Source organism: Variovorax paradoxus NBRC 15149 (assembly GCF_001591365.1).
In the GTDB taxonomy this organism is placed as follows: domain Bacteria; phylum Pseudomonadota; class Gammaproteobacteria; order Burkholderiales; family Burkholderiaceae_C; genus Variovorax; species Variovorax paradoxus.
Genome location: NZ_BCUT01000001.1, coordinates 236,391 through 260,249, shown reverse-complemented (window position 1 = coordinate 260,249; position 23,859 = coordinate 236,391). Strand labels below are relative to the sequence as shown.

General features: G+C 65.4%; 26 protein-coding genes. 13 read left to right on the top strand and 13 right to left on the bottom strand.

The window, feature by feature from the left end; all coding sequences use genetic code 11:
• Window positions 1-19 precede the first annotated feature (19 nt).
• Window positions 20-898: a CoA transferase gene (locus VPA02S_RS01205; RefSeq protein WP_062361555.1), complete on the bottom strand. Its 879-nt coding sequence runs from the start codon at window positions 896-898 to the stop codon at window positions 20-22.
• 147 nt (window positions 899-1,045) lie between these two features.
• On the opposite strand from VPA02S_RS01205, the gene VPA02S_RS01200 reads away from it, so the two are divergent.
• Window positions 1,046-1,948, top strand: coding sequence for an SDR family oxidoreductase (locus tag VPA02S_RS01200; protein ID WP_062361552.1), 903 nt, complete (start codon window positions 1,046-1,048; stop codon window positions 1,946-1,948).
• A 41-nt stretch (window positions 1,949-1,989) separates the two neighbouring features.
• Window positions 1,990-2,598, top strand: coding sequence for a glutathione S-transferase (locus tag VPA02S_RS01195; RefSeq protein WP_062361549.1), 609 nt, complete (start codon window positions 1,990-1,992; stop codon window positions 2,596-2,598).
• Window positions 2,599-2,603: 5 nt separating this feature from the next.
• On the opposite strand, the gene VPA02S_RS01190 is transcribed toward VPA02S_RS01195, so the two are convergent.
• Both VPA02S_RS01190 and VPA02S_RS01185 read right to left on the bottom strand, forming a co-directional pair.
• Window positions 2,604-2,993: a DUF488 domain-containing protein gene (locus VPA02S_RS01190; RefSeq protein ID WP_012747351.1), complete on the bottom strand. Its 390-nt coding sequence runs from the start codon at window positions 2,991-2,993 to the stop codon at window positions 2,604-2,606.
• 30 nt (window positions 2,994-3,023) lie between these two features.
• Window positions 3,024-4,883 carry a PhoX family protein gene (locus VPA02S_RS01185; protein WP_062361547.1) on the bottom strand — a complete coding sequence of 620 codons (1,860 nt, stop codon included), beginning with the start codon at window positions 4,881-4,883 and terminating at the stop codon, window positions 3,024-3,026.
• A gap of 92 nt (window positions 4,884-4,975) precedes the next feature.
• Here VPA02S_RS01185 and VPA02S_RS01180 point away from each other — a divergent pair, with 92 nt between their 5' ends.
• On the top strand, window positions 4,976-5,803 hold the full coding sequence (locus VPA02S_RS01180; RefSeq protein ID WP_062361544.1) for a crotonase/enoyl-CoA hydratase family protein: 828 nt from the start codon (window positions 4,976-4,978) through the stop codon (window positions 5,801-5,803).
• Between the two features lie 258 nt (window positions 5,804-6,061).
• On the top strand, window positions 6,062-6,373 hold the full coding sequence (locus VPA02S_RS01175; protein ID WP_012747354.1) for a hypothetical protein: 312 nt from the start codon (window positions 6,062-6,064) through the stop codon (window positions 6,371-6,373).
• 30 nt (window positions 6,374-6,403) lie between these two features.
• Here the strand turns inward: VPA02S_RS01175 and VPA02S_RS01170 are convergent, their stop codons facing one another.
• From VPA02S_RS01170 to VPA02S_RS01155, 4 genes are all read right to left on the bottom strand, one after another.
• Window positions 6,404-7,549 carry a DSD1 family PLP-dependent enzyme gene (locus tag VPA02S_RS01170; RefSeq protein WP_062361541.1) on the bottom strand — a complete coding sequence of 382 codons (1,146 nt, stop codon included), beginning with the start codon at window positions 7,547-7,549 and terminating at the stop codon, window positions 6,404-6,406.
• An 86-nt stretch (window positions 7,550-7,635) separates the two neighbouring features.
• The gene (locus VPA02S_RS01165) at window positions 7,636-7,932 is read right to left on the bottom strand and encodes a hypothetical protein (protein ID WP_244883320.1); all 297 of its coding nucleotides are present in this window, start codon (window positions 7,930-7,932) and stop codon (window positions 7,636-7,638) included.
• 107 nt (window positions 7,933-8,039) lie between these two features.
• Entirely contained in the window at window positions 8,040-8,318 is a 279-nt protein-coding gene (locus tag VPA02S_RS01160) for a hypothetical protein (RefSeq protein ID WP_012747357.1), read from the bottom strand.
• Between the two features lie 165 nt (window positions 8,319-8,483).
• The gene (locus VPA02S_RS01155; protein WP_018902753.1) at window positions 8,484-8,687 is read right to left on the bottom strand and encodes a hypothetical protein; all 204 of its coding nucleotides are present in this window, start codon (window positions 8,685-8,687) and stop codon (window positions 8,484-8,486) included.
• 963 nt (window positions 8,688-9,650) lie between these two features.
• On the opposite strand from VPA02S_RS01155, the gene VPA02S_RS01150 reads away from it, so the two are divergent.
• The 5 genes from VPA02S_RS01150 to VPA02S_RS01130 all read left to right on the top strand — a co-directional run bounded on the left by VPA02S_RS01150 (window position 9,651) and on the right by VPA02S_RS01130 (window position 14,924).
• A complete protein-coding gene (locus tag VPA02S_RS01150) occupies window positions 9,651-10,643 on the top strand; it encodes a hypothetical protein (RefSeq protein WP_062361534.1) in 993 nt (330 codons plus the stop codon).
• Window positions 10,637-11,422, top strand: a complete 786-nt coding sequence (locus VPA02S_RS01145) for a hypothetical protein (protein WP_062361531.1) — start codon at window positions 10,637-10,639, stop codon at window positions 11,420-11,422. Before VPA02S_RS01150 ends, VPA02S_RS01145 begins: the two co-directional genes overlap by 7 nt.
• 75 nt (window positions 11,423-11,497) lie before the next feature.
• Window positions 11,498-11,854, top strand: coding sequence for a Hachiman antiphage defense system protein HamA (locus VPA02S_RS01140; RefSeq protein ID WP_062361529.1), 357 nt, complete (start codon window positions 11,498-11,500; stop codon window positions 11,852-11,854).
• A 168-nt stretch (window positions 11,855-12,022) separates the two neighbouring features.
• Window positions 12,023-12,574 carry a hypothetical protein gene (locus VPA02S_RS01135; protein WP_062361527.1) on the top strand — a complete coding sequence of 184 codons (552 nt, stop codon included), beginning with the start codon at window positions 12,023-12,025 and terminating at the stop codon, window positions 12,572-12,574.
• The gene (locus VPA02S_RS01130) at window positions 12,558-14,924 is read left to right on the top strand and encodes a TOTE conflict system archaeo-eukaryotic primase domain-containing protein (protein ID WP_062361524.1); all 2,367 of its coding nucleotides are present in this window, start codon (window positions 12,558-12,560) and stop codon (window positions 14,922-14,924) included. The genes VPA02S_RS01135 and VPA02S_RS01130 overlap by 17 nt, the downstream gene beginning before the upstream one ends.
• 172 nt (window positions 14,925-15,096) lie before the next feature.
• On the opposite strand, the gene VPA02S_RS01125 is transcribed toward VPA02S_RS01130, so the two are convergent.
• Window positions 15,097-15,615, bottom strand: a complete 519-nt coding sequence (locus tag VPA02S_RS01125) for a hypothetical protein (RefSeq protein WP_062361521.1) — start codon at window positions 15,613-15,615, stop codon at window positions 15,097-15,099.
• A gap of 11 nt (window positions 15,616-15,626) precedes the next feature.
• Window positions 15,627-15,980 (bottom strand): helix-turn-helix domain-containing protein, encoded by a 354-nt coding sequence (locus VPA02S_RS32270; protein ID WP_081247468.1) that lies wholly within the window; start codon window positions 15,978-15,980, stop codon window positions 15,627-15,629.
• Window positions 15,981-16,205: 225 nt separating this feature from the next.
• On the opposite strand from VPA02S_RS32270, the gene VPA02S_RS01120 reads away from it, so the two are divergent.
• From VPA02S_RS01120 to VPA02S_RS01110, 3 genes are all read left to right on the top strand, one after another.
• Window positions 16,206-16,778 (top strand): helix-turn-helix domain-containing protein, encoded by a 573-nt coding sequence (locus VPA02S_RS01120; RefSeq protein WP_062361518.1) that lies wholly within the window; start codon window positions 16,206-16,208, stop codon window positions 16,776-16,778.
• A gap of 1,144 nt (window positions 16,779-17,922) precedes the next feature.
• On the top strand, window positions 17,923-18,519 hold the full coding sequence (locus VPA02S_RS32130) for a hypothetical protein (protein WP_244883319.1): 597 nt from the start codon (window positions 17,923-17,925) through the stop codon (window positions 18,517-18,519).
• Window positions 18,512-19,618, top strand: coding sequence for a relaxase/mobilization nuclease domain-containing protein (locus tag VPA02S_RS01110; RefSeq protein ID WP_028256398.1), 1,107 nt, complete (start codon window positions 18,512-18,514; stop codon window positions 19,616-19,618). The genes VPA02S_RS32130 and VPA02S_RS01110 overlap by 8 nt, the downstream gene beginning before the upstream one ends.
• Window positions 19,619-19,933: 315 nt before the next feature.
• Here VPA02S_RS01110 and VPA02S_RS31625 read toward each other — a convergent pair whose 3' ends face one another.
• Complete coding sequence (locus VPA02S_RS31625; RefSeq protein WP_155736538.1) at window positions 19,934-20,086, bottom strand: hypothetical protein; 153 nt, start codon at window positions 20,084-20,086, stop codon at window positions 19,934-19,936.
• Window positions 20,087-20,181: 95 nt separating this feature from the next.
• On the opposite strand from VPA02S_RS31625, the gene VPA02S_RS01105 reads away from it, so the two are divergent.
• The gene (locus VPA02S_RS01105) at window positions 20,182-20,556 is read left to right on the top strand and encodes an acetate--CoA ligase family protein (protein WP_028256399.1); all 375 of its coding nucleotides are present in this window, start codon (window positions 20,182-20,184) and stop codon (window positions 20,554-20,556) included.
• 62 nt (window positions 20,557-20,618) lie between these two features.
• Here VPA02S_RS01105 and VPA02S_RS01100 read toward each other — a convergent pair whose 3' ends face one another.
• The 3 genes from VPA02S_RS01100 to VPA02S_RS01090 are packed head-to-tail and all read right to left on the bottom strand — an operon-like array spanning window position 20,619 to window position 23,829.
• Entirely contained in the window at window positions 20,619-21,623 is a 1,005-nt protein-coding gene (locus tag VPA02S_RS01100) for a UDP-glucuronic acid decarboxylase family protein (protein ID WP_049809411.1), read from the bottom strand.
• Window positions 21,624-21,640: 17 nt separating this feature from the next.
• Window positions 21,641-23,008 carry a UDP-glucose dehydrogenase family protein gene (locus tag VPA02S_RS01095; protein WP_028256400.1) on the bottom strand — a complete coding sequence of 456 codons (1,368 nt, stop codon included), beginning with the start codon at window positions 23,006-23,008 and terminating at the stop codon, window positions 21,641-21,643.
• Window positions 23,005-23,829, bottom strand: a complete 825-nt coding sequence (locus VPA02S_RS01090; RefSeq protein WP_049810507.1) for a glycosyltransferase family 2 protein — start codon at window positions 23,827-23,829, stop codon at window positions 23,005-23,007. The genes VPA02S_RS01095 and VPA02S_RS01090 overlap by 4 nt, the downstream gene beginning before the upstream one ends.
• Window positions 23,830-23,859 lie beyond the last annotated feature (30 nt).

Sequence of the window (23,859 nt, the reverse complement as noted above, 5' to 3'; positions counted from 1 at the left end):
ACGCACGCAGGCCGCTCCGTCAGTTGGCCAGCGTGAGCAGCGGCACGTCGCGCTCGCGGCCCATGGCGTCGAGCTCGGCGCGCGTGCGCGTTGCGAGCCAGGCGGCCAGCGCCGCGTGCGTGGCCGGCGCCGTCATGTCGGGCGGCGACACGCCCGCGGCCTCGCAGAGCCGGGCCGCGAAGTGCGGCTCCAGCGCCGCCACCGCCACGCGGCCGTCGGCGCAGGGATAGACGCGGTAGCCCGCATGGGCGCCGCCGACCGTGCCCGTGGGCTGCGTGAGGCCCCAGGTGCGCGGCAGCGCCAGCCAGTCGGCCGAGGCATTGAGCGCCACCTCGAGGTACAGCCCGTTCGCGCCGGCCACGGTCCGCGCATGCAGGGTGGCTTGCAGCACGGCTTCGCTCGCGAGCAGCGCGCCGCCCATGTCGGCAAAGAGCGTGGGCGGCAGCTCGGTGCCGGTGACGAGGCCGCTTTCGGCGAGGTAGGTCAGGTCGTGGCCCGGCTCCTCGGCGCGCGCGCCGGGCGCGCCGACGATCGCCACTTGCGACAGCCGCGGATGCCGCTCCTGCAGCGCGGCCCGGTCGAGGCCGAGCTTGGCCAGCGCGGAAGGGCGGAACGAAGTCAGCAGCACGTCGGTCTGCGCGAGCTCTGCGTGCAGCTGCTGCCGTCCGGCCTCGGACTTGAGGTCGGCGGTGCGGACCGCGATCCCTTCGTGCAGCGCGGCATAGGCAGGCTTGTTGTAGTGCCCCATCGGGTCGCCCGCGGGCGGCTCGAACTTCACGCAGGCGGCGCCCATGGCCCGGCAGCGCAGCAGCGCCGCGGGGCCCGGAAGGTTGAGCGCAAGGCTCAGCACGCGCACGCCTGCAAGCGGCTGGAAGAGGGAGGCTGTGGAAGTTGGCATGGGCGGATTCCAGGGAACAGGTCGGCTGCCATTCTCACCCGGTGCCGGGAGCCGGATTTCGCAAGCCGCGGCACCGGCAGCGCGCGTAGCATGTGCGACGGCGGCGCTCCCTGCCTTGGCGCTGCCGCAACGACCAAGGAGACCACCATGTTCGAACCTTCCCTCATGACCGGCCAGCGCATTCTCGTGACCGGCGGCGGCACCGGCCTGGGCCGGGCCATGGCCGAGCGCTTTCTGGGCCTGGGCGCCGACGTGGCCATCTGCGGCCGGCGCCAGTCGGTCTGCGAGGAAACCGCGGCCGCGTGGCGCCAGCAGTTTCCGGGGCGCCGCATCGACACCTTTGGCGTCGACATCCGCGTGGCGCAGAGCGTCGACGAGATGGTCGAGAGCCTGTTCCAGGGCGGCGGGCTCACAGGGCTCGTCAACAATGCCGCCGGCAACTTCGTCGCGCCGACCGAGAGCCTCTCGCCGCGCGCCTTCGACGCGATTGCGAACATCGTCTTCCATGGCAGCTTCTACGTCACGCAGGCGGTGGGCAAGCGCTGGGTGGCGGAAGCGAAGGCCGGCAAGTGGAAAGAGGGTGATGCGATGCGCAGCGTGATGAGCATCATCGTCACCTGGGTCGACAACGGCAGCCCCTACGTGGTGCCCTCGGCCATGAGCAAGGCCGGCATCGAGGTCATGACCAAGTCGCTCGCGGTGGAGTGGGCGCGCCATGGCATTCGCCTCAATGCCGTCGGGCCGGGCGAGATTCCGACCGAGGGCATGAGCAAACGCCTCAATCCCGGCGAGGAGCCCGGCGCGCGCAGCAAGAAGACCAACCCGATGGCGCGTACCGGCCGCATGAGCGAGCTGCAGAACCTTGCGGCCTTTCTCATGGCGCCAGGCCAGTGCGACTGGCTCACCGGCCAGAGCATCATGATGGACGGCGGCAACGCGCTGGCCACGGGCGGCAACTTCTACGAGCTGCGGCAGTGGAGCGACGACGACTGGCAGGCCGCGCGCGAACGCATCGAGGCGCAGAACCAGAAGGACAAGGCGCAGCGCTGACAGGCGTTATCGTTGCGCCCCATCCCTCAGGAAAAAACAAGATGCAACTCATCGGCATGCTCGACTCCCCCTACGTGCGCCGCGCGGCCATTTCGCTGCGCCTGCTGGGGCTTGCGTTCGAACACCGGTCGATCTCGGTCTTCAGCACCTTCGAACAGTTCCGGGCGATCAATCCGGTGGTCAAGGCGCCGACGCTGGTGTGCGACGACGGCACGCCGCTGATGGATTCCACGCTGATCATCGACCACGCGGAAAGCATCGCGGGCCGCAGCCTCATGCCGGCCGGCGGCGCCGAGCGGCTGCATGCGCTGCGGGTGCTGGGGCTCGCGCTCGCGGCCTGCGAGAAGACGGTGCAGATCGTCTACGAGCGCAAGCTGCGCCCGCCCGAGAAGCAGCATGCGCCATGGGTCGACCGGGTGCGGGGCCAGCTGGCCGCCGCCTATGCGGGGCTCGAGGCCGAGATTTCCAGGCTGCCGCCGGTGGCCGATGAAGCCACCCTCGGGCAGGCCGGCCTGACCAGCGCCGTGGCATGGGGCTTCACGCAGATGATGCTTCCCGAACTGGTCGCGCCGGCCGACTGCCCGTCGCTCGCGGCCTTTGCCGCCGCTGCGGAAAGGCTGCCGGCCTTCGTGGCCCTGCCGCCGGCCTGAACGGATCAGTTCGCGATGTCCGCCCCGCGCTCGGCCAGGAGGCCGCGCAGCAGCGAGCGGTGGCAGCGCGACTCGTCCTCGCAGTAGCAGCCGACCGAGAACGCCGCGCTGTGCGACAGGGCGGCCAGCAGGTCGATGCTGCGGCTCGCGTCGGCCTCGGCCATCTCGGACTTGTACTTGCGCATGAAGGCGTTCCATTGCGCAGGCGTTTCCGCCTCCTGGCCCAGCTTCATGGTCTCCGCGGAAGGCGCGAGGTTCGGATACCACACGTCATACCAGTCCTGCGATGCGAACTCGGTCTTCGGAACGCCGCGCGGCGGGCGGCGCACGGTGCCGATGCGCAGGCCCTCTCCGGCCGTGCGCGGCGTGCCCAGGCGAACGATGCGGATGCTCATGCAAGGTCTCCTTTGTGTGCTTCCTTGGCTTCAGGTGCCGACGATAGCGCCATCGCGCCGGCGGATCGCCAGCGTGGCCGATCGCGGCCGCGCGCTGCCGGGCACAGTGCCGTCGGGCCAGGCGCTGTTGGGCGTGGCGCTGCCGTCGTCGCGCGATTCGCCCGGGTGCTGGATGTTGACGAACAGCGTGCGCCGGTCCGGCGTCACCACGCAGCCCGTGACCTCGCTGCCGCTGGGTGCCGTGAGAAAGCGCTTGATGCGGCCCGTGGCCGGATCGGCGCACAGCATCTGGTTGTTGCCGAGCGAGGCATAGGGCGGCTTGCCGATGAGCTGGCCGCTCATGTCGGTCTGGATCCAGAGCAAGCCGCCGCTGTCGAAATGCAGGCCGTCGGGGTTGCCGAAGACGTCGGCATCGTCCGATGGATAGTGCGCGCCGCTGCCCGCCTGCGCGGGATCGCCGGCCAGCGCGAAGTGGTCCCAGCCGAAGCCCGCGCTGCCGGCATCCCCGCCGTCCTCGCGCCAGCGCAGGATGCCGCCGAAGAGATTGCCGGCACGCGGATTGGCCGCATCGGGCGCGGGCTTGCCCGGCTCGCCGCGCTGGCTGTTGTTGGTGAGCGTGACGTACACCTCGCCCGTCTGCGGATGCACCGCGATCCATTCGGGACGGTCCATCCGGGTGGCGCCCACCGCATTGGCGGCCAGCCTGGCGTGGATCAGCACCTCGGCCTGGTCGGCAAAGCCGCTGTCCGCGTCGAGGCCGTTGCGGCCGTGCACGAGCTCGAGCCACTGGCCGCGGCCGTCGGCATCGAAGCGTGCGGCGTAGAGCGTGCCTTCGTCGAGCAGGCGGCTGTTGGCGGAGGCGCGGGCGCCGTCGCCGGCCATCGAGACCTTGCCGTGGCTCACGAACTTGTAGATGTATTCGAACCTCGCGTCGTCGCCCATGTAGACGACGACGCGCCCATCCTTGGCAAGCGTGCAGGTCGCGCTTTCCTGGCGCTTGCGCCCGAGCGCGGTGCGCTTGACCGGCTGGGCCACGGGGTCGAATGGATCGATTTCCACCACCCAGCCGAAGCGGTGGGGCTCGTTCGGATGCCGGCTGATGTCGAAGCGTTCCTCGAAGCGCCAGTACTCCACCCATTGCGAGCCCGGCACCGTGCCGTAGCGGCGCTGCGCGGGCGTGGCGTCCTTCGCTGCTTCCTTCGGGCCGCCGAAGTAGCCGTGGAAGTTTTCCTCGCAGGTCAGGTAGGTGCCCCAGGGCGTGACGCCCATCGCGCAGTTGGCGAAGGTGCCGAGCACTTCGTCGCCGGCCGGATTGGCGGCGGTGCGCATCGGCACCGCGCCCGCGGCGGGGCCTGCGATGCGCATGGGCGTCTGGCCGTGCACGCGCCGCGCATAGGGCGAAGGCCGCACCTGGCGCCAGCCGCCCCGCGTGAGCCGGACCTCGATGACCGACACGCCCATCGCATGCAGCGACTTGCGCACCCTCTCGGCGGTCCATTCCTTGCCGCCGCCTGCATGGAGCAGTTGCTCGTCGGTGTATTCGTGGTTCATCACGAGCAGGCCGCGGTCCGGCGACGCGAGCGTAAAGAAGTGCATGCCGTCGTGATGCATGCCGGCCTGCAGCGCCTGGTCTGCGGCGCTGTTGCTGCCGTCGGGCGCGAAGGCCGGCATCGGCTGCCCGGCGATGCCGGTGGGCGTGCCCCAGGGATAGAGCAGCTGCCACTCGTATTCCGGCGGCACCACCACCGCATCGCGCAGCGACGCCGGCACCGCGGTGAAACCGAGCACGGGCCGGCCCGGGCCGGCGGGTGCGCTGGCGCCGCGGGAATGGAGCAGCGCCACTACGGCGGCGGCACCCGATTGCAGAAAGATCCGGCGGTCCAGGGGCATGGGTCCAGGGGTGTTGGGTAGGCGACAGGCGCCATCATCGCCGAGTACCCGTGCCGGGCGATACTGGCGCAGGAACCGAAGGAGACACTGCCATGGCCGAGCGAATCGAATGGACCCGCCACCCCGACGGCGTGGTGCAACTGCAGCTTGCACGCGCGGACAAGATGAACGCGCTCGATCCCGCGATGTTCGACGCGCTGATCGAAGCGGGCGAGGCCCTGCGCGGCGACGCCGCGGTGCGCGCGGTGGTCATCTCGGGCCAGGGCAAGGCGTTTTGCGCGGGCCTGGACATGGCCTCCTTCGAGCGCATGGGGCAGGGCGCCGCCAGTGCGGTGCTGGGCGCAGCCGCGGGCGGCACTGACCTGTCCGCACGCACGCACGGCATTTCGAATGCAGCTCAGTACGTGGCCATGGCCTGGCGCGAGGTGCCGGTGCCCGTGATTGCCGCCGTGCACGGCGTGGCTTTCGGCGGCGGCCTCCAGGTGGCGCTGGGGGCCGACATCCGCATCGTGGCGCCCGACACCAGGCTGTCGGTCATGGAAATTAAGTGGGGCCTGGTGCCCGACATGGGCGGCATGGTGCTGATGCGCGAGCTCGCCCGCAGCGACGTGGTGCGCGAGCTCACCTTCACAGGCCGCATCTTCTCGGGCGAGGAAGCGCTGCAACTCGGCTTTGCCACGCGGCTGGCGGCCGATCCGCTGGCAGAGGCGCTTCAGATGGCGCACGGCATCGCGGGCAAGAGCCCCGACGCCATCCGGGCCGGCAAGCGCTTGCTCAACGCGGCGCTGTCGCACAGCGCGGCCGAGCTGCTGATCGCCGAATCGGTGGAGCAGCAGGCCTTGATCGGAAGCGCGAACCAGAAGGAGGCCGTGCGGGCCAACATCGAACGGCGGCCGCCGCGGTTTGGCTCGCCGGCCTGAGCCGCCCCAAAGAGGAACCCCCAAAGGCCGGATTCCGGCCTCTTTTTTGCCTTTTTGGTGCAGAAAGCAGGCAAACCGTCACATTCGGCTGGCGATATGTAAGAATTAAGTATCCTTTGTAGGGTGTGCGATCTTCGCCACAAAGCTTCAATTTGTGTGAGGAAGATCACGTCTCGCAAAGGAAAAAGGGCCGGGAAAGGTGGATGTCTTGGTCACATTCCCTAACAATTAATCCTTTTGATTGCGACGGCGCTCTGCATGTCGACCACTTTTTTCTGCAACCTCAGCTTGCCCGTGCTGGTGGGCGAGGATCGCTACAGGTACTTGCCCGTCGTCGCGGTCTTCCGCAGCATCCCGTTCGACCAGGTGGACGAGTGGGTGATGCATCCCGACGGCCAGCCGCGCAGCGACCGCGAATTGGCAGCGGAAGTGCTCGTGGAAATCCGCGAGCCGGCTGGCGGCAGCGTACGCAGTGCGCTGCACTCCTTCGAGGTGGCCGATGTCCTCCAGCTGGACCGTGCGGCCGCCATCGTCGTATCGACCTTTCTTGCAGCCCTGCCGCGCGCCTGACGAGGGCGACAGCCCCGATGCGGGGCTTCTTCAGTGCCTGCCGCGCGCGTCCACCGGCCAGATGGCGACCAGCGTGTCGCCGTCGACCACGTGGTAGGCGTCATGCAGGTTCACGGTCGGGTCGCAATGCGGCGTGATGAACTCCACCCGGTCGCCGAGCGCGGGCCGCTGCCCGGCGCAAAACAGCTTGCCGTGCTCGTCGCCGAAGAAGGCGTAGCGGCTCGCCGGATCGGCCCCGCGCGCCACCAGCGGCACGCCGCAGTCGGTCGCAAAGCACTTGGTGCCGCCGTCCACGGTGACCCATTCCGCCGCATTGGTGCTCACCACCGCCGTCTGCACGAACAGCGACACCTCGAAGGGTGAAGGCTGCCCCGGGCTGGCCTGCAGCACCTGTGCATATTCCGCATCCATGAACACATAGGAGCCGGCCTGCAGTTCGGTGAAGGCGTCCCGCTGCGCGTCGAGGTCGTGCGTGCCGGTGCCCGCACCCGTGACGATCTCGAAGTGAATGCCGCTGCGCTCGGCCTCCGCAACGATGCGCGCGATGGTTTCGCGCAGGCGGGCCGCGGCGGCGCTGCGCTGCTCGCGGTCGACGATGTGCTGCAGGTTGCCGGCATAGGCCTGCAATCCGCGCAGCTTCAGGCGCGGCTCGGCCGCGATGCGGCGTGCAAGCTCGAGCACCTGCGCTTCGCTGGCCGCGCCCGTGCGGTTGTAGCCGGCGCCGTAGTCCACCAGCACCTCGAGCGGATGCGGCAGGCCGAGCGTGGCGGCGGCCAGGTCCGCGGCATTGCGCGGGTCGTCCACCACCACCATCATTCCGCCGGGGCCGGCCAGCCTGGCCAGCTTGACCACGCGCGCGATCTTGCTCGGCGTGACGGCCGGGGAGGTGATCAGCACGTCCGGAATGCCGGCCTTGACCATGACCTCGGCCTCGCCCAGCGTGACGCAGCTCACGCCGATGGCGCCCGCGGCCACCTGGCGGCGCGCGATCTCCACCGACTTGTGCGTCTTCACGTGCGGCCGCAGGCCGACGCCGCGCGCCTTGGCAAAGGCGGCCATGCGCTCGATGTTGCGCGTCAGCGCGCCAAGGTCGAGCAGCAGCGCCGGCGTGTCGAGCGACTGCCGGCCGCCGGCAATTCCGATCAGCGGTTGGTTGACTTGCGAATCAGGAAGCATGGAAAACCTTCGGAGTGCGGGGCGCGCATCGGCGCGATGAACGAATGGCGAAATGATCGCACCGAAAGGCTTGCGGCGATGCGTCGTCAGTCGTCCTGCGCCGGCAGCCGGTGCGCCGGGCGCCGCAGCGCCAGCCACCAGAAGAACGCCGCGTTGACGGCCCAGCCTCCGGCCAGCAGGAGCAGCGCGGTCTGCGCCACGCCCGGCGCAAGATCGAGCGTCAGCAGGGCGAGCGACCAGGGCAAGGCCCCCGTGATCGCCGCCAGCATGGCCGTCTCGCTGTCCGGAAAGGCCGCGCTCGAAACAACGCACACCAAGCCCGCGGCCGTATAGGCGAGCGCGCCGGCGCGCCACCAGGAAGGAAAGATCGGTCGGGTGTCCATGGTGTGCATGGTGCAACGATTGCAGAGGGCCGTGGCATGCCGCGACAGCCGCTCGCGCGAAGCGATGTAAGCCTTCATGCGATGGCGGGCGAGCCGTCGGAGAGAGATCAACCGGCCGGGTTGTGCCGGCAGGGAAGCGCGAAGGCGACCGAAGGCAGGTCGGGACGCGGCCCCTCGCCCGATCCGAAGTAGCGCGCGGCAGCGCGTCCCAGGTTGGTGACCTCGTGCACCGTTGCAGAGGGCGGTGCCGCGCCTTGCGATGGTGCGAACGCCACCTTGATGTACCCGGCATCGCGCAGGTCCTTGAGCCGGTCTATTTCAGACGGACTGTGAAACCGCGCCGGCAGCTGCGTCATGAGGATCTGCTTGAAAAGCGTATGCGCCACGTTACGGCTCCCGACCTGAAGGTGATGGGGTAACAAGCGCGCGCATCGTTGCGCGCCAGTCCGGTGCGGAAGATACCCCGGCCGATGCGGCCTATCGATTCCACGTTCGGCATAGGCCTTGGCATACGGGTAGCGCAGGGCCGGCCTTCGAAAGCGGTCTTCTTCCTAGCGCGATCTGGCTGGACTGGTGCTCTCCTGGGCCGGTGCCGCGGCGCCGCTGGCGGGAACGTTGCCCGGTCCTTTCGATGGATCGGTGATGCCGTAGAAGAAAAGCACCGCCACCACGATGACCGCAATGACGGCCAGCAGGATCCACATCAGGCGGCGGCCGATGTCGCCTTGCTTGCGCTGCTCTTGTTGGGTTGCCATGAACCCAGCCTGAACCTGCAAGGCGCCGGTGCCATGTCGCTTTGGCGCCTCTTGCTGACGGTGGATTTCCTACGTTGGCCCGCCTCAGTTGCTGAGCCACAAAGCAAGCAGCGCGAGCAGGTACACGAGAACCAAGAAGCAATTTCCGGGCAGCTGGCTGCGTTCCATGTGCGTTCTCCAGTGAGGTGGACAACCGGCGCCGCTTGTTTGCATGACTTGGATCAAAGCGTTTCGCCGTGAAGCCACTGTAGGAATTGCGCCGCACGCGCGCATGAGCGGTACGCACCTTTTTCGGGGAGACAAATGTCCTCGCTGCCGCTGCCCACGACGTGACAGGGCTCGGAGACGGCGAGGTGCTGCATTTCCGGGCGCCACGCCCCAACTCAGCCGTGGCAACGCTTTCCGGCCATGCGCGCCTGTTTGTGCACCGCCTTATCCACCGCAACGGTGGAGAACTCTCCCTCTGCCATGGGTGGATCAGAGGGCGTCAGCGAGAAAAGTTGTACACATTTGGTATTACATATGGGTAATAACTAACTCGCGACGCAAGCGGAGAGAACGATCAAGCTGCTTTCCGTCGCGCAGGACTCCGCTGCCTTCCTTTGCTGGGAGGAATCTCAGCGGTTTGTCGTGGTTGCTCGTGGAGCAGAGAAGTGGCCCCGGAGGGGATCGAATATTTGGCTAGAAACCGCATGGGCGCTCGCTTCTGGCGGTTCTGGTGGCATCAGGTACCTACAAAAATACCGACAAAAACTGAGGCCTGTCGTTATGTCGCACGTTTGCTACGCGCAAGCGCTTGGTCACGAATTGTGCGAGGGAATAGCGAGTCCTCGTCCCGATTATGGGTTTCTCGGGACGGCTCGGCATGGGGCCGGGAACAGTCAACAGCGCCATGATAATGCAAATTTGCACGATAACAATGAATGTGTTATCGTGTGGAACTAAAGTTATTCAGGATGAGCCTTGCCAACCCTCGCGACCGCCGTTCTGCGCTACCTCCATGAGGTCCTGGGCATTGAAGCGCGAGCCGTGAAGCCGTGGGCGCGTGCCAACGAACTGCCGTACTTCCTTCGCGATGCCTTCCAGTTCGGCGAGCTCGAACTGCTGGGGCAGCCCCTTGTCCTGGCGATCGGGCGCGCGCAGGCCAAGCAGTCCCTCAGCGAAGTCCGGACCTGGCTGGACAAGGTTCAGGCCCTGGCCGGTCAGCCGGCGGTCTACGTCACCGATGCACTGGCCTCATACGACCGTCGACGCTTGATCGAGCAAAAAGTCCCGTTTATCGTGCCGGGCAACCAACTCTATCTGCCGGACCTGGGCCTGGACCTGCGCGAGTATTTTCGGCAGCGCGCGCTGGCCACGGAAGCGCTGAGCCCTTCCGCGCAAGCCATGCTGATCACTGCCTTGCTGCGCCAGCCGTGGCAATCCGATTGGCAGCCCTCCGAGATCGCAGTCGCCTTGGGCTACACGCCCATGACACAGTCACGCGCGGTCAAGGAACTGACTGCGGCCGGGCTGGCGACGGCATACACGGTCGGCCGCTCGCGCTGGCTGCGAATGGAACTCCCGCCGGAGCAGGTCTGGGAGCGTGCGAAGCCCGCACTGCGGACGCCGGTCAGGCGTACGGTCTGGGTGGCCGCCCATGGCACCGTTGCACGCCGGCCCGGCCGCCTCGCGGGTCTGAGCGCGCTCGCGCGCTATTCCATGCTGACCGAGCCGAAATGGCCGGTGTTTGCGTTGACCGCCGCTGACTGGAAGGCTGCGACGGATGCCGGCGTTCGCGAGTTGCCTGAGCCCGAAGCGGGCGCCCAGGAATGGCAGCTGTGGAGCTACAGCCCGGCATTGGTGCCAGACGCCAGCACGGTGGACCCGCTCTCGCTGACGCTCAGCCTGCAGGAGAACGCCGACGACCGAATCCAGCTCGCACTGGATGAACTGAAAGGACAACTTCCATGGTGAGAGGCTTGGATATTTTCCAGGAGCGCTTTGCGGCATACGTCGACCAGTACGTCCTGATTGGCGGCACGGCCGCGACCTTGACGATGGAGGAGGCCGGGCTGGAATTCCGAGCCACCAAGGACCTGGACATCGTCCTGCATGTGGAGGCGCTGACCCCGGCATTTGGCGAGGCCTTCTGGAAATTCGTCGAGGACGGTGGCTATGAAATCCGCCAGGCCAGCGACACCGGAAAACCAATCTTCTATCGGTTCCAGAAGCCCGCTGATGCCCGCTACCCGGCGATGGTCGAGCTGTTCGCGAGAGCCCCCGACGGGCTGCAACCGGCTGAGGGCAGTCAGCTGACACCCATACCGCTCGACGACGCCGTCTCCAGCTTGTCTGCCATCTTGCTGGACGAGGTCTACTACGCATTCATCATGGCCGGCCGCCGCGAAGTCGATGGCCTGCCCTGGGTCGGCGAAGACTGCCTGATCCCGCTCAAGGCCGTCGCGTGGCTGGAACTCACGGCGCGAAAAGAGCAGGGCGCCAAGGTGGACACCAAGGACGTGCGCAAGCACCTCAACGATGTTCTGCGCCTTTCACAACTGCTCGCGCCCGCCACACGCATCGCGGTCGACGAAAAGATCAGCGCCGACATGACGCGGTTCCTTGTTGCCGTTGCTGCCGACACGTCCATCGACCCGAAAACGCTGCAGCTCGGCAACGTCGCCGTCGCCGAATTGGTCGCCCGTATCGCCCAAGCATACGAAATTGAACTGCCTGCGCAGGCGGCGGGATGACGGACGAGAAGTCAAGCGGAGCGGATCGATGGGCAGCCAGTCTGACCGGAACTCACAAAGAACGGAGGAGGAGACATGGCATTGTTCAAGGCTTGGTGCGCTGGCACCGAGGACAAAAGCAAGAAGAAGACATTCCGAACGTGCTTGGAAAAAGATAGCGGCCGTGCAGCCGTTCTTACGCAGCTGGGCGAAACCGTCAGGACGCACGACGACCAGGCTGACCCGATCGCTGACGATGTCGCCCGCCCTCGGATACGACGGCGCCTCCGAAATCTGAGGGCACTGCTGCCTCAGTCGAAGCGCGCGGGCTCCGGTGATCTCGGCGAAATCCTGGCCTCTGAACTGGTCGAGGAGGACATGGGCTTTCGTGTTCCCGTTTGGCGGATGCGATTCAAAGATGACGGCGAGACCGCCCATCGCGTTGCGGCTTGAGGCTATGCCAACGCACATGCAGCGCAGGGGCGGGCCCGGTTTGACGGCAACCCGGCGTTGCTGGCTTGACGCCGATTTTTTGCTGCCATTTGCTTGTGCAGAACGAGGCCGCGTGCTGGCGCTGGAAGATGCCGCCACGAAACTGCTGAAGCCGGAGAATGCGTGAGCATGGGTACGAGGAAAGCGCTGAGTTGGAGCGACGTCAAGGACAAGCTTGCCGACTTTGACCGCCCGGGCTTGATCGGCCTGGTGCAGGACCTCTACGCCGCCAGCAAGGATAACCAAGCCTTCCTGCACGCGCGTTTGGGGCTCGGCGACGATGTGTTGAAACCGTACAAGGCAACCAGCGACCGCTGGTTGTGGCCCGACGTGTTTAAGAACCAGGACACCTCGGTCACGAAGGCCAAGAAGGCCATCGCGGATTACAAGAAGGCCGTCGGCCAGCCGGAGAGCCTGGCCGAGCTGATGGTGTTCTTCTGCGAGCGGGCGGTGGGCTTCAGCAACGATCTCGGCGTGCAGGACGAAGGCTACTTCAATGCCCTGGTGCGGATGTTCGGGCAGGCGTTGAAAGTCATGGACGCTTTGCCCGAAGGACGCAGGTCCGCCTTATTGGGTCGTCTGGATGCTGTCCGACGCCTCGGCCACAACCTGGGATATGGCGTTGGCGATAACATGGACGACCTGTTGGCCGAGCGTGTATTCGATGGCGGACCCCGATGAACTCACCAAGCTGCGCGCGGAGAACAGCCGGCTGATCGCGCTGCTCGAATCGCACGGCATCGAATGGCGGTCGCGGCAGCAGCCGTCCCCATCGCCCGTCGAGTCCTCGAGATTGTCCACTGACGCGAAAGTCGCTATCTTCCGACGGCTCTTCCGCGGTCGTACCGATGTGTTTCCCGTCCGATGGGAGAGCAAGACCACCGGCAAGTCGGGCTACGCGCCGGCTTGCGCGAATGAGTGGCGCACCGGGGTGTGCGAGAAGCCCCGCATCAAGTGCGGAGACTGCGGCAATCGTCTGCTCGTCCCGCTGTCGGACGCGGTGATCTACAAGCACCTGGCTGGCGAGCATACGGTCGGGGTGTATCCGCTGCTGGAGGACGACAGCTGTCATTTCCTGGCCGTCGACTTCGACGAGGCCGAATGGCGGGACGATGCGCAGGCGTTCATGCAGTCTTGCGCGGAACTGGGCGTGCCAGCAGCGCTGGAGGTCTCGCGCTCCGGCCAAGGGGCCCACGCCTGGGTGTTCTTTGCCGCTCGCGTGCCGGCGCGCGATGCCCGTCGCCTCGGCACAGCCATCATCAGCCACACCTGCGCGCGCACGCGGCAGCTCCGGCTCACGTCCTACGACCGACTGTTTCCGAATCAGGACACGATGCCCAGAGGCGGCTTTGGTAACCTGATCGCCTTGCCCCTGCAGAAGGGGCCGCGCGAAAGGGGCTACAGCGTCTTCGTCGACGCTGAGCAGCGTCCCTACCCGGACCAGTGGGCGTTCCTGGCTTCCCTCCGGCCGATGGCCGCACACGACATCGAGCCGACCATCCTGCGGGCCACAAGTGGCATCCATCCGTTGGATATCACCTTCATTGACGACGAGGATCTGGCCACGCCCTGGAAGCGCAAAGGCACCGCGTCGAAGAAGCTGCCCGGAACCATGCCCCGCTCGCTGACGATGACCGTGGCCAACCTGATCTACTTCGAGAAGGCGCAACTGCCTCAGCCCCTCGCCAATCGACTGATCCGTCTGGCGGCGTTCCAGAACCCCGAGTTTTACAAGGCGCAGGCGATGCGGGTGTCGGTGTGGGACAAGCCACGGGTCATCGGCTGTGCCGAGAATTATCCGCAACACATCGCCTTGCCCCGCGGGTGTCTGGATGCCTCCCTGTCGCTGTTGCGCGAGAACGGCATCACGTGTGAGCTGCGAGACGAGCGCTTCAAGGGCCAGCCGCTGGACGTGTCGTTCGTCGGCAATCTGCGTCAAGACCAGCAGACCGCCGTCGCTGCGATGCTGCCGTTCGATGCCGGGGTGCTGTGCGCACCGACCGCCTTTGGCAAGACAGTCACCGCCGCGGCGATGATCGCCGAGAAAGGCGTCAACACGCTGATACTGGTGCATCGCACGGAACTGTTGAAGCAATGGCAGGAGCGGCTGCAGACCTTTCTGGGCGTCGGTACGGGCGTGGTCGGCACCATTGGCGGCGGCAAGGCCAAACCGACCGGCAGGATCGACATTGCCGTGATGCAGTCTTTGTCCCGCCGGGGTGAGGTGAACCCGCTGGTCGAGGACTACGGCCACGTGATCGTCGACGAGTGCCACCACGTCGGCGCGGTTTCGTTCGACGCCATCCTGAAGCGGACCAAGGCGAAATACGTGCTCGGCCTGACCGCCACGCCGTTCCGACGCGACGGGCAGCAGCCGATCATCTTCATGCAGTGCGGGCCGATCCGTCACACGGCGGCCACGCCGGCCGGGGCACCGCACGATCTGGAGGTGGTGCCGCGGTCCCGCCATGCCCGGATCGATTTGCCGCAAGATGCCGGCATCCAGAATGTATTCCGGCATCTGGCTAACGATCAGGCGAGGACTGAAGCCATCGCAGCCGAGGTGCGCGATGCCTTCGCGCAGGGGCGCAAGATACTGGTGCTGACGGAGCGCACGGAACATCTCAACGCGATTGAAGCAGCCCTCGGCGGCCTGGGGCCGGACTTCTTCGTACTGCATGGCCGGATGTCCAGAAAGCAGCGTGCGGCGCTGGTGGCAGGCCTTGATGCGTTGGCGCCCGACGCACCGCGGGTCCTCCTGGCGACCGGCAAGTTAGTTGGCGAGGGCTTCGACCACCCGCCGTTGGACACGCTGGTGCTCGCCATGCCGGTGTCCTGGAAAGGGACGCTGCAGCAGTATGCCGGCCGCCTGCACCGGGAGCACGTCAGCAAGGCCGACGTGCGGATCATCGACTTCGTGGACACCGGCCATCCAGCGTTGCTGCGTATGTGGGATAAGCGTCAGCGCGGATACCGAGCGATGGGATATCGGACCGACGCCGATACCGTGCCGAATGAAGGCCTGTTTTGATGCGCAGATGCAGATGCAGATGCAAGTGTTTCAACTACGCTTGAATTGGAGCGGGCGCCAGTCACAATCGTCGGCGGCCGTGTGGCAGAGAGTATGACGTTGTAGATACTTCGTTGGCATCAATGTTTCTGGGTAGTAGCCCGCTCAGGGCCGTCGTTGACGATCGACGGGTTTAAGGTGCGACGTCGACGATGTGCTGGAGCAGAGCGAAGGCGACTCGCCACGAGCGTCCGTCGCAGTGAACCGTGGCCGTGCGCTGGTTGATCCGAACGATTTCTCCGACATGCCGCTTCAGGCCTTGGTCGGTGAAGCTCACACGCTGGCCGACGCGGAAGTCCTGCTTGTGGTGGATCTCCGGCGGCGGCCTCAGCGGCGCGGCATGCGCCGGTGAGGATGACGTGCCTGCCTGCTGATCATCGACAGGCACGACGGCCGCGTACAGCACGCTGAAGCGCTGTTTGCTTTGTTCGTCGAGCAGCGTGACCTGCTGGTCTTTCATCGCCGCGATGCGAGCCTCACGCAGCTTGCCGGTGCCCCAGTCCCAGTACTTCACCAGTTGGCCCATGTGCAGCTGCGAGCGCGCCTGCACGATGCGCCTCGGGTCGGCCATGAGTTGCTCGATGACCCAGCTGAGCTGGTACAGCTCGGCGCTTGTGGCCATGGGGAGATCTTCGATCTGCTTGACGCGCATGGCCGAACTTCTTATTTGGTGCTGCGAGTCTTGCCTCTGGGTAACGAGTTCGGAGAGAACGCCGACAACCCGAGGCTCGCGATTTCTCCTGCCACCAGTTCCTGGAGTTTGCCGATTTCTTCGGACGACGGCGAACTTGCGTAGGCGAGCGTGAGCACAGTCAACGGGTGCAGGCCCAGTACCCGAACCAGAGCATCGATCTTCGTGAGCGTGGGAACATTCACGCCTCTCTCAAGAATGCTGACGTAAGTCCGAGATGAGACGGTGTCGAAGGCCTCCTGCGAAATGCCTACCGCGACCCGCGCAGTCCGAAAGGCGCGCGGAAAGTTGGGTGGCGGAACAGGAGGAACGCGGCGGCTTGGCACCGCCCGATTGCCACATATAGAATGGCATAGAGCTACAAAGTATATGACGAGTTATTGTGTGTCGCACTCGTCCCCGAATGCTTTGCACAAGGTGCTCACTGACCATTCTCATGTGCGAGATTCAAGATGGCCCATAGAGAGCTTGCTTCGCCTCTGCCAACGGTTCGCCCGTTGCGCCTGCCAGCGTCGGTGACGCGTGTCCGGCCGCGGCAACCAGCACCGGTCGTGCGCAGCCTGTCCGCGGTTCGCATCGGTGCGCAGGTGAGGGCGCTGCGCATGGCGGCTGATGTGTCTGCCGGGGCTCTGGCGAAGGCCTCTGGGATTTCTGCTTCAATGCTTTCCCGCATCGAGCGCGGTCTGGTCTCGCCTTCGGTGGAGACCCTGGAGCGCCTCGCGAATGGTTTGGGGGTGCCGGCGTCGCGCTTCTTCGGCCATCAGGCGCGGCGCACGGACTTCTGCCATGTGCGTGCAGGACATGGTGTCCTGGTCGATCGCATCGGCGCGGTGGCGGACTACCGCTACGAGCTGCTGGGCCACCTGCTGTCGGGCAACCTGTTCGTCGAGCCCTACCTGGTCACCTTGCTGCCCGGTGCCGATCCCTATGTGACCTTCCAGCATCCAGGTCTCAAGTTCCTGTACTTTCTGTCGGGAGAGGTCCGCTACCGTTACGGCGGCAAGACTGCAGAGGTGAGGGCAGGGGACGCGCTGCTGTTCGATGCGACCGCTCTGCATGGGATCGAGGCCATCCAGACCCAGCCAGTCTCTTACCTGTCAGTGGTGTTCACGCTGCGAGAGTAGGCTGTTCTTGGCGGCCTTGCCGCGCAGCGCGCGGCGATGCGGATGCCCATTCGATGGTTCCCCCGAGAATTCGCTGCGTGCCGAATTCACCTCTCTGTCCGGTTCTATTTCTCGGTGTTCGGCATGCCGAACACCGAGAAAGCCTCGAACGGGTCTCGACAGCGGAGGTCTTCTGCTTGATGGCGCCGTGAGGAAATTCATGCAGCGGCCGTGGGCTCGCTGTGCGAACGGGATGGATGTCGGTTTCGCCAGCATGGACACGGCGGGCGCAGGACGACATCGCACTCCGAGGGCAAAGTCCTTGTGCGGCTACGAGGGCGGGATCGTTCCGTCTACCTCCGTCATGTTCGGCATGCCGAACATTGATGGAGGGCTCCGAACTGCGATTGACCGCAACGCTCCGGAAGCGGCGAAACGGCGAGGTGAGCTCGACGCTGGAATGGCGAGGGCAACGTCCTTGTGCGGCCATGAGGGCGGGATCGTTCCGTCTACCTCCGTCATGTTCGGCATGCCGAACATTGATGGTGGTCTTCGAGCTGTCGATCGACGGCAACGCTCCGGGAGCGGCGAAACGGCGAGGGGAGTTCGAGGCAGGAATTCCGAGGGCAAAGTCTTTGTGCGGCCATGAGGGCGGGATCGTTCCGTCTATCTCCGTAATGTTCGGCATGCCGAACATCGATGGAGGGCTTCGAGCTGTCGATCGACCGCAACGCTGCGGGAGCCGCGAAACGGCGGGGTGGGCTCGACGCTGGAATTCCGAGGGCAAAGTCCTTGTGCGGCCATGAGGGCGGGGTCGTTCCGTCTACCTCCGTAATGTTCGGCGTGCCGAGCATCGATGGGGAGCGCCGAACTGCCGATCGACCGCAACGCTCCGGAGCTGCGAAACAGCGAGGTGAACTCGACGCTGGAATTCCGAGGGCAACGTCCTTGTGCGGCCATGAGGGGGGATCGTTCCGTCTGCCTCCGTAATGTTCGGCATGCCGAACATCGATGGAGGGCTCCGAACTGCCGATCGACCGCAACGCTCCGGGAGCGGCGACACGGCGAGGGGAGCTCGACGCTGAATTCCGAGGGCAAAGTCCTTGTGCGGCTATGAGGGCAGGATAGACTGACGTCAGACATTGTTAACAACGGTGGCGTTGCGATGACCATGACCTCCCGTTCGTGTGTGCTGGGCACCCGCGTGTCATCTGGCACGAAGATGCGATTCGTCGCGCTGGCCGCGCATCATCAACTCAGCGCATCCGGTTTTCTCGCGAAACTCGTCGAAGACGTGTTGAAGGCGAACCCCCTCACGGCGCTCGATTCGGATGCGCCACACGGCAGGTCCAATGCGCCTGCTGACGATCCAGCAAACGACCGCCTCACACTGCGGCTTCGCCCCGGCGATCGCGCCTTGGCAGCAGCGCGAGCCGACTCGCGCGGCATGAAGACCTGCAGCTATCTCACGCTCCTGGTCCACAACCACGTCCGGCGCGCGGCGGTGCTGCCGCCGAACGAGCTGGACCATCTCAAGGTGATCTGCGCACGGCTGGCTGCGCTCGGCCGCGAACTCCGGATGTTCGGCATGCCGAACACTGCCGCGCAGCCGCCGGCTGGCGAGCCGTGCGGTGATGTCTTCGCGCAGCTCCGCCGCGAGATCGAAGTGGCATGCGACGCCACAGCCCGCGTGGTGCGCCAGAACCTCGTCAGCTGGGAGGCGGCCGGCGGGGAGGACGGCTGGGAGGGCCGCCATGCCTAGGCAGACCGTCCGGCTCGAACGACACCGCCCGGGCGTGGCCGGCGGCACGCGCGACATGGCCCTGGACATCGTGAGCTACGGCCGACGGGGGCAGAGCGGCACGCTGCGCTTCGGCACCGACCAGGTGGCGCAGATTCGGCGAACGGTAGGCCGTGCGCCCGAGGTTATGGTAAAGATCTCGGGTGGCGGCCGGGATCTTGGGGGCGTTGACGCGCATCTGCGCTACATCGGTCGGCACGGCAAACTGCCGATCGAAACCGATGAGGGACTGGCACTGCAGGGACGAAGCGCCGCCAAGCAGATCGTGACCGATTGGCAACTGGACCTTTGCAAGGGCCAGTACGCACCCCAGCCGGCCGATCGCCGGAAGGACAGGCGCGCCAAGCTCGCTCACAACATCGTTCTGTCGATGCCGGCCGGCACGCCCGCGCAGAAGGTGCTGGTCGCCGCGCGCGTATTCGCGCGCGAGAACTTCGCGCTGCAGTACCGCTTTGCGATAGCGCTGCACACGGACCAGCCGCATCCGCACGTCCACCTAGTGGTCAAATGCGAGCACGAGTTCGAGCCCGGTAGGCGCCTCTACATCCGAAAGGAGACATTGCGGCAATGGCGGGAACAGTTCGCCGCCCTGATGCGCGAGCAGGGCGTGTCGGCCAATGCCACGCCACGGCAGGTGCGCGGTCAGGTACGCCAGCCTTACCGCGACGCGATCCATCATCGGCTGCGGGCGCTTCGAGCGTTCAGCCAATTGCCGGCCGACGAACGGACCAAGCGCCAGCCGCCAAAGACTTCGACCTTCATGCGCGCGAAGCTCGATCGCTTGCTCTGGGTTCTTCGATGGGGGCAAGGTGCCTTGGGCGCCGGTCAGGAGGCGATGCAGGCCACCCGGCAGGCTGTGATGGCGGACTGGCGCACCACGGCGGAGGCGCTTCGAAGACAAGGCGAAGTTGACCTGGCCGCCCAGGTCGATCGCTTCACTGCGCACATGCCGCCGGTGCAGACCGATGCGCAGCGGATCGCCGACCGGTGGACAGAGGCCGAGAAGAGCCGTGCGCCGGAGCACGCGCGCGCCAAGCCGCCTCCGCTGCATGTCCGGTGAATGGCCGTGCATCATCTCGCCAAAGCGCGCAGAAAGCCGAAGGACCCCGGTGCGTCAGATTCGCCTCGGCGACCCCTCGGGCGATTGAGCAAGGGGCGGCCCGCGAGCGGACCCAGGGGCCGCACCGACGGCCTTAACGGGCGAACCGGGCTCGCCCAAGGTCCAGTCGTCCGTTCCTGTGCTCGCCGCGCTCGCCGAGGCCATGAACGTGAGTCCGATCCCGTGGAAGGCGCCATGTCTCGCCGCTGACAGAAGCTCTGAGTGGCAGTGAAGCAGAAAGCTGCGGTCAAGAAGTCCCGGGCCTGAAGGTGAGCGTCATTGCGGGATATGCCGGTCGCGCCACGCCATCTTGGTTCGCCTGGAGCAAACCAATGCGATAGAGACCATCAAGCCATCGGCATCGGCATCGGCATCGGCATCGGCATCGGCATCGGCATCGGCATCAGCATCGGCTTGGAGGTAGCCCATCGCACGTTCTCCCGGTCCTGTCAGAACTGACAGTTGACCGGTTGGTGGCTTGACTGCACGCTCGCCGAAATCCTTGCGAAAGACATCGTTCCGGCATGGGAGGGTATCCGCGCGACGCGGCGGCGATGGTGCGCGAGATGCGGTGCTTTGCGCTGCTCGACGGTGCGCGCGGCCGGCCCACGGCCGACGTGGCCGCGATCGAGGCGCTGCTCGTGCGCATCTCCGACTTCGTGGTGCGGCGCGCCGATCGCATCGAGGAGATGGACCTGAGCCCGGTCTGGGTTGGTGCGAAGGGCGAAGGCGCGATGCCATTCGATGCCATGATCATCGAACGCGTGGAGCAGGGCGCATGCGTGCAGCGAGCGTGCCGCTGCCGCTGCCGCCGCTGCAGTCGTTTCCTCTTCTTCTCGAGTTTGTGGTCGGACCGCCGGTCATCTGGCTCGGCGTCACCCTGCGCACGACCCGCATAAGACGCACCGAACGCAGCCAGTTCACCACGCAGTCGTCCGTCGAGGCGCTTTTTCATGTTTCTTTAGGGCCGCGGGGTCCCGTGCACATTGGGAAATGAAGGGCCACTCCCGGCCGAAGCTGTCAGTCTGGCGAGGTGGACGATAGTTCTTTCCAGTCCTTGGACGAGGCTCACACGTGGCTTCCAGCAGAACATCCGCTCGGCGTTGCTCACGTCGGGCCGGCGCTGAGTCGGGTCGTCGCTCGGCAGGGCAGAGAAAGCGAGCTTCGACGACGAGCCCGTGAGTTCGATGATCAGTCCGGCGAGATCGCGAACCGTGAACTCGTGCGGATTGCCGATGTTCACCGGGCCGGTCCCACCGGAATCGGCCTCCATGAATTGGTGTAGACCGGTGACCATGTCGTCGACAAAGCAGAAACTGCGTGTCTGCAAGCCATCGCCGTAAACCATGAGCGGCTCTCCGCGCAGGGCTTGCACGATGAAATTCGAAACGACGCGCCCGTCCTGTGGGTCCATCCGCGGACCATAGGTATTGAAAATTCGCGCGACGCGGATGTCCACGTCATGCTGGCGGTGATAGTCGAAGAACAGCGACTCGGCACAACGCTTGCCTTCGTCATAACAGCTGCGTATGCCGATCGGATTAACGTTGCCCCAGTAGCTCTCGTGTTGCGGATGCATCTGAGGATCGCCGTAGACCTCGCTGGTCGATGCCTGCAGGATGCGTGCGCCTTCCCTCCGGGCCAGAGCCAACATGTTCAACGCTCCGAGGACGCAGGTCTTCGTCGTTTGCACGGGGTCGCGCTGGTAATGCACGGGCGAGGCCGGACAGGCGAGGTTGTAGATCCGGTTCACATGCGCATCAAGCGGCACGGTTACGTCATGGGTCATGAGCCTGAAACGCGGATGGCCGAGCAGATGTTCCACATTGTGCCGAGCGCCGGTGGAGAAGTCGTCCACACACAGCACCTCGCAGCCTTCAGAGAGCAGCAGTTCGCACAGATGACTGCCGAGGAAGCCGGCTCCCCCAGTCACAAGAACGCGCTGCCGTGCGCTGTCACTATGCATACAAGAGCCTTGATGTTTCAGCGGCCAAAGGCCCGATAGTCGATACCTTTTGCGCGAATCGAAGGATCATAGAGGTTGCGGCCGTCGAAGATCAGCGGCTCTCTGAGCCTGGCCTTCAGCGCATCGAAATCCGGATTCTTGAATGCGTTCCAATCGGTGAGGATCACAAGTGCATCGCAGTTGTCTGCTGCCTCCAGGGCTTGGCCGTTGAAGCTCAGGCGGGCGGCTTGGTCCGGATGACCGTCAAGGTCTTTCGCGAGCGCCATGCGGGCCTCGTCGATGGCCACTGGATCGTGCGCGACCACCTCCGCGCCGCGCATCAGCAACGCCTGAATGATGATACGGCTCGGTGCCTCGCGCATATCGTCGGTGCCGGGTTTAAACGCCAATCCCCAGATGCCGAAACGGCGCCCGTGCAGGTCCTCACCGAAGTGTCCAACGATCTTGTCGACCAATCGCAATTTCTGCGCGTCGTTGACGACACGCACAGCCTCGAGCAGGTGCAGGCGCTGTCCGTGGGCCGCCGCCGTATGGACCAGCGCCTGCAAGTCTTTCGGGAAGCAGCTGCCGCCATAGCCAGCGCCGGCCTGCAGGAAGCTGTTGCCGATGCGGGGATCGGCTACCAGCCCGCAGCGCACCTGCTCGATGTCCACGCCAACCTTCTCCGCCAGATTTGCGAGCTCGTTCATGAAGCTGATCCGCGTGGCGAGCATCGCGTTGGCTGCGTACTTGGTGAACTCGGCCGCCTCCAGGCTCATGTGGATCGTGCGGTCGTGGTCGCGGTTGAAGGGTGCATACATGCGGCGCATGAGATCGCGCGCATATTGGCCCGCGGCGCCGGGCTCGCTGCCGAGCACGATGCGATCGGGCTGCATGAAGTCGGCGATCCCGGTGCCCTGCTTGAGGAACTCAGGGTTCGAGACGATCGACAAGTGAACACCCACCGCAAGGTTGCTCCCGCGACGAGTGGCGAGTTCCTCTTCGATGACGGCGCGCAGCTTGATGCCCGTGCCGACCGGCACAGTGGATTTCGCCACCACGACCTTGGAATCATGCATATAGCGGCCGATGTCGCGAGCCGCGGCCAGCACGTGTTGGAGGTCGGCACGTCCGTCGTCGCCTGCAGGAGTGCCGACCGCGATGAAGATCAATTCGCCATGGTGAACGGCGTGTGAGATATCGTTCGTGAACACCAGGCGCGCGGCGAGCACGTTACGCGCAATGAGTGGCGGCAGCCCTTCCTCATAGATCGGCACGTCGCCCGAAAGCAATCTCTGCACCTTGCGTTCGTCGACATCAAAGCAAAGGACGTCGTTGCCGGTCTCTGCAAGGCAAGTGCCAGTGACGAGGCCGACGTAGCCCGTTCCGATGATGGAAATTTTCATGGGTTGCGCGACGGCACCGGCAAGGGCGCCAATTTGGGCTGCTGGGCGCAGACGCGAAACCACAGCAGGTACCACAGTGCCTTGACTCCGTCACGCCAGTTGATCTTCTTGCCCTCGTCGAAGCCGCGGCCGTGATAGCTCACGGGCACCTCGGTGATCCTCCACCGCCGCGGTCGCACGATCTGCGCGCTGATCTGGATCTCGCAACCGAAGTCGGGGCAGGTCAGATGCAGCGTGTCATTGACCTCTTTCGTGAACATCTTGTAGCAAACCTCGACGTCGGAGAACTTCTTGCCATACAAAACACCAAAGAAACTGGAGATCAGCCAGTTGGCCGAAACCTGCGACAGGGAAATGAACTTGGCGCCGCCGTTCCGTCGCCCCTCAAAGCGCGATCCGTACACCACATCGGCGATATTGCGGCGCGCTATCAGGTCGTACATGGGTTCCCAGTCGGCAGGGTCGTATTCGAGATCGGCATCTTGGATGACGACGACATTGCCGGTGGCAGCGGCCAGCCCCGTCGCAACGCCGGCGCCCTTTCCTCGATTGCATTCGTGATAAAGCGCACGCACGGTGAGGCGCGAAGCCGCGGGCTCGTCGTTCCAGTTCAGGGTTCCGTCAATGCCGCTGACTGGGCGCGCACCCGTGCGCAGCCCCTGAGGCACGTGGGTCTGGATCCATTCGCGGGTTCCGTCGGTGGACCCGTCGTCCACCAGAATGATTTCTTTGTCGACTTCCGGGAGAACATTGGACACGGCAACGAGCACGCGAGGCAGCGTGCGGGCTTCGTTGAGCACAGGAATCACGATAGAGAGCATGGGCAGCTTGAGAAGGGTGCAGGAAGGATC